Genomic DNA, 9,075 nt, shown 5'->3' with positions numbered 1-9,075 from the left:
GCCGCGGTGCCTTCGAACGCTGCGACTGCGCGCCCGGCCCCGTCGCGGCGGGACGCCGCTCCCACAGGGTCGCTACCGATGCGGCCGGAACCGCCGGCATCATCCAGCGTGTTCCACCAGCCGCGCGGGTAGGTTATCTTGCGAGGTCAAGAATTATCGGAGCAACCTGACGATGCGGGTACTCGGGATCGAGACCTCCTGCGACGAGACCGGTGTGGCGGTCTACGACTCGGCCGCCGGGCTCATGGCCCATGCGGTCTATAGCCAGATCGCGATTCACGCGCAGTACGGGGGCGTAGTCCCCGAACTGGCCTCGCGCGATCATGTGCGCAAGACCCTGCCGCTGATCCGCGAGGTGATGGACACGGCCGGGCTGACCGCGGGGACCATCGACGGGGTCGCTTACACGGCCGGGCCGGGGCTGATCGGCGCCCTGCTGGTGGGCTCCGCGCTGGGGCGCAGCCTGGCCTGGGCTTGGGGGGTGCCGGCCATCGGGGTCCACCACATGGAGGGTCACCTGCTGGCACCGCTGCTCGAAGACCCGGCCCCGCCCTTCCCTTTCGTGGCGCTCCTGGTCTCCGGCGGCCACACCCAACTGGTGGACGTGGAGGGGGTCGGGCGCTACCGCATCCTCGGCGAGTCGCTGGACGATGCCGCCGGCGAAGCCTTCGACAAGACGGCCAAGATTCTCGACCTGCCCTACCCCGGCGGACCCGAACTCGCGCGCCTGGCCGAACGCGGCGATCCGCGGCGCTTCCGCTTCCCCCGCCCCATGACCGACCGTCCGGGGCTGGACTTCAGCTTCAGCGGGCTCAAGACCTTCGCCCTCAACACCCTGCGCACAACGCTCCCCGACGCGGCGGACCCCGCGCAGACGCGCGCCGATATCGCCCGCGCCTTTGAGGAAGCGGTGGTGGAGACCCTGGTCATCAAATGTCGGCGCGCACTCCAGGCGACCGGGCGGCAACGCCTGATCCTGGCCGGCGGAGTGAGCGCCAACCGCCGCCTGCGTGAGCGGATGAACGCGGCCATCGCCGCGGTCGGAGGGGAGACCTTCTATCCCCGTCCGGCGCTGTGCACCGATAACGGGGCCATGATTGCCTATGCCGGCTGGCAGCGGCTGCGCGCCGGTCAGCACGAGCCGTTGTGCTTCGCCCCGCGGGCGCGCTGGGCGATGGAGTCGCTGCCGGCGCTGGCGCCTCGGACCGTCGTCGACAACTGAACCTGTGGGAGCGGCCTCCGGCCGCGACTGGGGACAACCGTGAACGCCAACGCCGACAAGACCCCGCGCGACCCCATCGCGGCCGGAGGCCGCTCCCACGACGGGAGGACGCGGGCGCAGGTCAGTCCTGATCCGACCCGCCGACCTGATCGACCAGCCGGCCTTCGGACCCGGTCAGCAGGTTCTTGATGTTACTGCGATGGCGCCAGATCAGAATCCCGGTCATGACCAACTGCATGCCGATCAGCACCGGATCGGGCCAGAGCAACCAGACGATCAAGGGTGCCAGCGACATGGAGATGAGCGCCGACAGGGAGGAAATCTTCAGCACCTTGGCGACAAAGAGCCAGATGAGCGCGACGCACAGTCCGATCGGCCACCAGAGCCCGAACTGGACGCCCAGGGCGGTGGCGACCCCCTTGCCGCCGCGGAAACCGAAAAAGACCGGAAACAGGTGACCGAGAAAGGCCGCCAGGCCGACGGCCGCCAACACCCAGGGGGCGACGCCGAGCAGGTGCCCGGCGAGCATGGGGAAGAGCCCTTTGAGGCTGTCGCCGAACAGGGTGATGGCCGCGGGCTTTTTCCCGCCGATGCGCAGGACGTTGGTCGCCCCCGGATTGTTGGAACCCTGGGTGCGCGGGTCCGGCAGGCTCATCAGTCGGCAAACGATGATGGCGCTGGACACCGAGCCCAACAGGTAGGCGGCGAGAATGAGCAGACTTGCGGTAATCATGGGCGCGCATTGAAACCGGGTTGACGCCACGGGTCAAGGACCAGCGGGATATCTGTTGCGCCGCCGTCGGCTTGAGGCATCATCGACACCCCGATAGCGACGGAGCCCCACTCATGAGCCAAACCCACCAGGACATCGTCTTCATCCGCGGCCTGACCATCGAGACCACGATCGGCATCCACGACTGGGAGAAGCGCATCCGCCGCCCGGTCATCCTGGACCTGGAACTGGCCAGCGACTGCGCCCGCGGCGCGGCCACCGACCGCATCACCGATGCGCTGGATTATGACGCGGTCACCCGCCGCCTGACCCAGTTCGTCAACGAGAGCCGGTTTGAACTGGTCGAGACCCTGGCCGAGCGCTGCGCCGCCATCCTGCGCGATGAGTTCGCCGTGCCCTGGGTGCGCCTGACCCTCAACAAGCCCGGCGCGGTCGGCGCCGGGGTGGACGTGGGGGTCGTTATCGAGCGGGGGCGGCGCGACGCTTGAAACGCGGAAGGAAGTATCGCCGTCGGACGTAGGGGCGGGTTTCAAACCCGCCCCTACCCCCTACACGACGGGATCTGTCCGGATATCAGGTACGACGGGTCTGTCATTCCGGCCATCGTCATCGCACTGTGAGACGACCGGGCAACACGGAGCGAAAAAAAACCGGCCAACGCGGCCGGTTTTCTTGGCTGGCCCCGCACGCGACGGGACCCGACCGAATAGCGTCAGGCCATCGCCTTGATATGGGCGTTGAGGCGGCTCTTATGACGCGCGGCCTTGTTGGCGTGAATGGTGCCTTTGTTGGCGGCGCTGTCGATCTGCGGTACGGCGGTCTGATACGCCTGCATCGCCGCCGCCTTGTCGCCTGCTTCGATCGCCTTGACGACCTTCTTGATGAAGGTGCGCAGGGTGCTGCGCTGCGAGGCGTTCTGCCGGCGGCGCTTCTCGGCCTGGCGGGCGCGCTTTTCGGCTTGTGCTGAGTTGGCCAAGGGGATCTCCTGGGAACCTGAAAGGGACGCACCCGTTTCGGGCGCCGGAATAAAGACCGCGCATTTTGCACAGTGGGCACTCGATTGTCAACCGGTTTGCTCGCTATACTCCCCGCCTTTTGCGGAGTCAGCGCCCCCGTGTCCACCCTCGCCGCGTCCATTGCCAAAGTCGGCAGCAACACCTTCGTGTCACGCCTGCTGGGCTTTGTGCGCGATCTGGTGATCGCCCGGGTCTTCGGCGCGAACGCGGGCACCGACGCCTTTTTCGTCGCCTTCAAGATCCCCAATCTGATGCGCCGCCTGTTCGCGGAGGGGGCCTTTTCCATGGCCTTCGTCCCGGTCCTCAACAGCTACCGGGAGCGGCGCAGCCAGGCGGACCTCAAAAGCTACCTGGACGACATGGCCGGGGTGCTGGGGGCAGTGCTGCTGGTGGTGACGCTGCTCGGGTGTCTGGCCGCCCCGCTGCTGGTGCTGCTCTTCGCGCCTGGGTTCAGCGCCGCGGCGGGTCAGCGTGAACTGGCGGCGGAACTGCTGCGGCTCACCTTCCCCTACATCCTGTTCATCGGGCTCACCGCCTTCGCCGGCGGCATCCTCAACACCTACGAACGCTTCGGGGTGCCGGCCTTTACCCCGGTCTTGCTGAATCTCATCCTGATTGCCTGCGCACTCTGGCTGGCGCCGCTGATGGACCGCCCGATCGTCGCCCTCGCCTGGGGAGTGCTGATCGGGGGCATGGTTCAATTGGCCTTTCAGGTGCCCTTTCTGCGGCAACTCGGGCTGCTGCCGCGCCCGCGCCTGCGGTTTCAGGACCCCGGCGTGCGGCGGACCTTCCGGCTCATGGGGCCGGCCCTGTTCGGCGCCTCGGTCGGCCAGCTCAATCTGCTGATCAACACCATCCTCGCGTCCTTCCTGGTCAGCGGAAGCATTTCCTGGCTCTATTACTCGGACCGCCTGATGGAGTTCCCCATGGGCGTGCTGGGTGTCGCCCTGGGAACGGTGATCCTGCCCAAGCTCTCGCAGCGCCACGCGGCCGAGGACCCGGACGCTTTCTCGGACACGCTCGACTTCGGATTGCGCTGGCTGCTGCTGCTCGGGGTACCGGCGGCCGTGGGGCTCCTGGTCCTGGCCGGGCCCATCATCGCCACCCTGTTCTTCTCCAGCGATCCGGGTGCGGCCTTCGGCGCTCAGGATGCGCGCATGACCGCCCTGAGCCTGATGGCCTATGCCCCCGGCCTGGTCGGCTTCATCGCCGTCAAGGTGCTCGCCCCCGGCTACTACGCCCGCCTGGAGATGCGCACCCCGGTGCGGATCGCCGTCATCGCCATGGCGGCCAACATCGTCTTCAGCCTGGCCCTGATGTGGCCGCTGGGACACACCGGTCTGGCCCTGGCGACCACCCTGTCGGGGCTCGTCAATGCCGGACTGCTGCTGCGCGGGCTACGTGCCGAGCGGGTTTATCGTCCCCTGCCCGGCTGGCCCGCCTTGCTCGCCAAGGGGTTGGGCGCCAGTGTACTGATGGGGCTGTTACTCGCGCTGGGCATCGGGCCCATCGACGACTGGCTGGTGCAGAGCGGGGGCGAGCGCGCCCTGCGCCTGGGGCTGTGGATGTTCGCGGCCGGCGGGCTCTACGGGGCGGTGCTGCTTGCCGTCGGTATTCGGCCGCGGCATTTGCTGCGGGTCTGATAGTCCGGCAATCGCCTTAACCCGCCACCACAGTCCGGTTGCGTCCGCCTTGCTTGGCCGCGTAGAGCGCACGGTCAGCCGCGGCGATCAGGTCGCCCCCCCCCCGGCGGACTGGACCGGCCAGGTCGCGATGCCCACGGAGAGGGTGGTGGCGGACAGGAGATGGGCCAAGGCGACCAACACCTGGTCGCCGCAGGGGTGGCCGCAGGTGTCGTTGACCTCCTTACCGATGCCCAGCATGTCATGCTTGGGCCAGCCGAAGATCCGCTCGGCGGCATGGTTCCAGTCGGTCAATCGACCCCGGCCAGCGGCCTGCGTCGTCAGGGCTTTCAGCCCTGACGGTGCCAGGCCAGGATGGCCTGACTACGCACCTTGCGAGTCCAAGTGGCCGGAATCTTAATCGAGGCCGACGCGCCGATCCGCTCGGAACCCGCGGTCGACCCGCGTATACTGTGGCGCCCCCTTCGCTTGCTCGTAGGACCCATGAGGCTGATCCGCGGTATTCATAATCTGCGCCCTGACGATCGGGGCTGCGTGGCCACCATCGGCACCTTCGACGGGGTGCACCTGGGACACCGCGCGGTTTTCCAGCGCTTGCTCGGACACGGCCGCGCACTCGGGCTGCCGGCCACCGTCATCACCTTCGAACCCCAGCCGCTGGAATTTTTCACCCCGGATCACGCGCCGGCGCGCCTGACCCGGCTGCGCGAAAAGCTCCAGGCCATCCGCAAATACGGCATCGCGCGGGTGATGCTCCTCGAGTTCGGACCGCGACTCGCGTCCACGGAGGCCGCGGCCTTTGCCAGGCAACTGCTGCTGGAGGGGCTGGGTGTGCGCTATCTGCTGGTCGGGGACGATTTCCGCTTCGGCCGCGGGCGCACCGGCGATTACGAACTCCTGCGCACCATCGGCACCCAGGCGGGCGCCGTCGGTTTCGCGGTCGAGAATCTGCATACCATCACCCATGGCGAGGAGCGCATCAGCAGCACCCGGGTGCGCGAGGCGCTCTACCGCGGCGATCTGGAACAGGCCGAACGCTTGCTCGGACGGCCCTACCGGATTCAGGGCCGGGTGGGACACGGCGATCGGCGCGGGCGCACCATCGGCTTCCCCACCGCCAACGTCGACCTGCACCGGCGGGTCAGCCCGCTGCACGGGGTCTTCGCCGTGCAGGTGCGCGGGCTGGACACGGGTCCGCGACCGGGCGTCGCCAACGTCGGCACCCGCCCGACGGTCGGCGGCCAAGGCTATCGGCTGGAGGTCCATCTGTTCGACTTTGATCAGGAGATCTACGGCCGTCATCTGGAAGTGGAGTTCCGGCTCAAGCTGCGCGACGAGCGGCGTTTCGGCTCATTCGAGGAACTGCGCCGCCAGATCGCGCTGGATGCGGCGGCGGCGCGGGAGTATCTGGCCGGACCAGCGCGATGCAACGCGGACCCGGTGACTTGAAGAAATCCCGGTCACGTTGTACCTTCATTCTGTGCAATCATAGGGTTGGCAGAGCCCCTGTGGCACCGGCAACGCCCCGTTCCCAGGCGCGGGACAACCTCAAGGCATACGCGTGACTGACTACAAATACACCCTCAACCTCCCCAACACCGAGTTCCCCATGAAGGCCAATCTGGCGCAGCGGGAACCGGCGCTTCTCAAGAAATGGGAACAGTTGGATATCTATTCACAGATTCGGGCGGCACGCGCGGGCGCGCCAAGCTTCATCCTGCACGACGGCCCGCCCTACGCCAATGGCGACATCCATATCGGCCATGCGGTCAACAAGGTGCTGAAGGACATCATCGTCAAGGCGCAGACGCTGGACGGGATGGACGCACCCTATGTGCCGGGTTGGGATTGCCACGGGCTGCCGATCGAACTCCAGGTCGAGAAAAAGCAGGGCAAGCCCGGACATAAGCTGAGCCCGGCGCAGTTCCGCGTCGCCTGCCGCGACTATGCCGCCACGCAGGTGACTGGTCAGCGCGCCGATTTCAAACGCCTGGGCGTGTTCGGCGACTGGGAACGGCCGTATCTCACGATGGATTTCGCCTTCGAGGCGCAGATCATCCGCTCACTGGGGCGGATCATCGCCAACGGCCATGTCATCAAGGGCGAGAAGCCGGTGCATTGGTGTATCGACTGCGGTTCGGCCCTGGCCGAGGCCGAGGTCGAATACGCCGACAAACAGTCGATCGCCGTCGACGTGCGCTTTGCGCTGGCCGAGCCGGAAGTGCTGGAGGCGCGCTGTCACGGCTCGCCCAACGGCTGCGGTGAGGGACCGGCGGCGCTGGTGATCTGGACCACTACTCCCTGGACCCTGCCCGCCAATCAGGCGGTGGCGGTCAATCCGGAGTTGGAGTACGCCATTGTTCAAGTGGGCGGCGACGACCGACCCGGCTCCGGCGAGCGGCTGATCGTCGCCGAGGGCCTGCTCAAGGACACGATGCACCGCTGGGGCTACGAGCACTATCGGGTGCTGGGCTATGGACGGGGCGCGGATTTGGAGGGGATGAAGCTCAGACACCCCTTCTATGACCGTGAGGTCCCGGTGATCCTCGGCGAGCATGTGACCCTGGAAGCGGGCACCGGCGCTGTTCACACCGCGCCCGGTCATGGCCTGGACGACTATATCGTCGGCAGCCGTTACAGCTTGCCGGTCGACAACCCGGTGGGCGGCGACGGACGCTTCCTGCCCGGCACGCCGCTGTTTGCCGGTGAGAATGTCTTCAAGGCCAATGAGCACGTGGTGGAGGTGCTGAAAGCCCATGGCGCGCTGCTGCTGGAACAGCGTTTCACCCACAGCTATCCCCATTGCTGGCGCCACAAGACGCCCATCATCTTTCGCGCCACGCCGCAGTGGTTCATCAGCATGGAAAAGCAGGGCCTGCGCGCGGCGGCCCTGGAGGAAATCGGCCGGGTCGATTGGACACCCGATTGGGGTCAGGGGCGTATCGAGGGGATGGTCGGCGGTCGGCCGGACTGGTGTATCTCGCGTCAACGCACCTGGGGGGTGCCGATTGTCCTGTTGGTCCACAAGGTCACCGGCAAACTGCATCCGCGCACGCCCGAACTGATCGAGGAAGTGGCGCGCCGGGTGGAGCAGACGGGGATCGAGGCCTGGTTCGAACTGCATCCATCAGGTTTGCTCGGCGAAACGGAAGGGGCCGAGTACGAGAAGGTCCAGGACACCCTGGATGTCTGGTTCGACTCCGGCGTCACCCACGCCTGCGTTTTGGAGCAGCGCGAGGGTCTGCGCGCCCCGGCGGACCTCTACCTGGAGGGCTCGGACCAACACCGCGGCTGGTTCCAATCGTCGCTGCTCACCAGCATCGCCATGCATGGGCGGGCGCCCTACCGCCAGGTGCTCACCCATGGCTTCACGGTCGATGCCAAAGGCGAGAAGATGTCCAAGTCGAAGGGCAACGTGGTGAGCCCGCAAGACGTGATGAAGACCCTGGGGGCGGACATCATCCGACTGTGGGTCGCGGCCACCGACTATCGCGCGGAGATGAGCGTCTCCGATGAGATCCTGAAGCGCACCGCCGATGCCTACCGGCGCATCCGCAATACCACCCGCTTCCTGCTCGCCAACCTCAACGGCTTCGACCCCGCGGTCAATCAGGTGGCGCCGGCCGACATGATCGCCCTGGACCGGTGGGTGATGGACCGGGCGCTGCAACTCCAGGGCGAGATCATCACGGCCTATCGGACCTACCAGTTCCACCTGATCTATCAGAAAGTCCACAACTTCTGCGTGGTGGATCTGGGCGGTTTTTATCTGGACGTGATCAAAGACCGTCAATACACCACGGCGGCGGACGGGCTACCGCGGCGGTCCTGCCAGACCGCCCTGTATCACATTGCCGAGGCCATGGTTCGCTGGTTGGCACCGATTCTGTCATTCACGGCCGATGAAATCTGGGGCTTCATCCCCGGCCGGCGCGACCCCTCGGTGTTCACCGCCACCTGGTATGAAGGTCTGGTCGCGCTGGACGATGCGACCGACCTGGACCGGGCGCTGTGGGATCAGGTCCTCGCCGCGCGGATGGCCGTGGGACCGGCGTTGGAGAGCGCCCGCAAGGCCAACCTGATCGGTTCGGCCCTGGATGCCGAGTTGGATCTGTACTGCGACCCCGGACTCTATCAGGCGCTGAGTCGACTGGAGGACGAACTGCGTTTCGTGATGATCACCTCGCAGGTACGGCTACACCCGATCGCCGAACAGCCGGACACGGCGGTCGGCACGGATCTGCCGGGCTTGGCGGTGCGGGTGAACGCGTCGAAACACGCCAAATGCGTGCGTTGCTGGCACCATCGAGCGGACGTGGGCACGCACGCCGAACACCCGGAACTCTGTGGGCGCTGTGTGGACAATGTTGCGGGGGCCGGGGAGGTGCGGATCTTCGCTTAGGTGATTTCCGGAACACCGGATAGCACTCACCATCGGCTCGGATGTCGATGCGACTTCAG

8 protein-coding genes are annotated in these 9,075 nt (G+C 66.7%); 5 read left to right on the top strand and 3 right to left on the bottom strand.

The annotated features are described in order from the left end of the window. Positions 1–172: 172 nt before the first annotated feature. Entirely contained in the window at positions 173–1,222 is a 1,050-nt protein-coding gene (gene tsaD, locus QZY03_RS09150) for a tRNA (adenosine(37)-N6)-threonylcarbamoyltransferase complex transferase subunit TsaD (RefSeq protein WP_295580249.1), read from the top strand. Between the two features lie 121 nt (positions 1,223–1,343). Here the strand turns inward: tsaD and plsY are convergent, their stop codons facing one another. After that, a complete protein-coding gene (gene plsY, locus QZY03_RS09145; RefSeq protein ID WP_295580247.1) occupies positions 1,344–1,955 on the bottom strand; it encodes a glycerol-3-phosphate 1-O-acyltransferase PlsY in 612 nt (203 codons plus the stop codon). A 113-nt stretch (positions 1,956–2,068) separates the two neighbouring features. Here plsY and folB point away from each other — a divergent pair, with 113 nt between their 5' ends. After that, a complete protein-coding gene (gene folB, locus QZY03_RS09140; RefSeq protein WP_295580245.1) occupies positions 2,069–2,443 on the top strand; it encodes a dihydroneopterin aldolase in 375 nt (124 codons plus the stop codon). 224 nt (positions 2,444–2,667) lie between these two features. Here folB and rpsT read toward each other — a convergent pair whose 3' ends face one another. Next, on the bottom strand, positions 2,668–2,931 hold the full coding sequence (gene rpsT, locus QZY03_RS09135; RefSeq protein WP_295580243.1) for a 30S ribosomal protein S20: 264 nt from the start codon (positions 2,929–2,931) through the stop codon (positions 2,668–2,670). Positions 2,932–3,069: 138 nt separating this feature from the next. Here rpsT and murJ point away from each other — a divergent pair, with 138 nt between their 5' ends. Then, positions 3,070–4,614 (top strand): murein biosynthesis integral membrane protein MurJ, encoded by a 1,545-nt coding sequence (gene murJ, locus QZY03_RS09130; RefSeq protein WP_295580241.1) that lies wholly within the window; start codon positions 3,070–3,072, stop codon positions 4,612–4,614. Between the two features lie 87 nt (positions 4,615–4,701). Here the strand turns inward: murJ and QZY03_RS09125 are convergent, their stop codons facing one another. After that, positions 4,702–4,908, bottom strand: coding sequence for a hypothetical protein (locus tag QZY03_RS09125; RefSeq protein WP_295580239.1), 207 nt, complete (start codon positions 4,906–4,908; stop codon positions 4,702–4,704). 189 nt (positions 4,909–5,097) lie between these two features. Here QZY03_RS09125 and ribF point away from each other — a divergent pair, with 189 nt between their 5' ends. Continuing rightward, the gene (gene ribF / locus QZY03_RS09120) at positions 5,098–6,063 is read left to right on the top strand and encodes a bifunctional riboflavin kinase/FAD synthetase (protein ID WP_295580237.1); all 966 of its coding nucleotides are present in this window, start codon (positions 5,098–5,100) and stop codon (positions 6,061–6,063) included. A gap of 112 nt (positions 6,064–6,175) precedes the next feature. Continuing rightward, positions 6,176–9,016, top strand: coding sequence for an isoleucine--tRNA ligase (ileS, locus tag QZY03_RS09115; protein ID WP_295580235.1), 2,841 nt, complete (start codon positions 6,176–6,178; stop codon positions 9,014–9,016). The last annotated feature ends 59 nt before the right edge of the window (positions 9,017–9,075 follow it).

The sequence above is a fragment of the uncultured Lamprocystis sp. genome, from assembly GCF_903933125.1.
GTDB lineage: Bacteria > Pseudomonadota > Gammaproteobacteria > Chromatiales > Chromatiaceae > Thiodictyon.
Note: the sequence above shows the minus strand (reverse complement) of the source record. Positions and strands in the feature narration are given on the sequence as shown.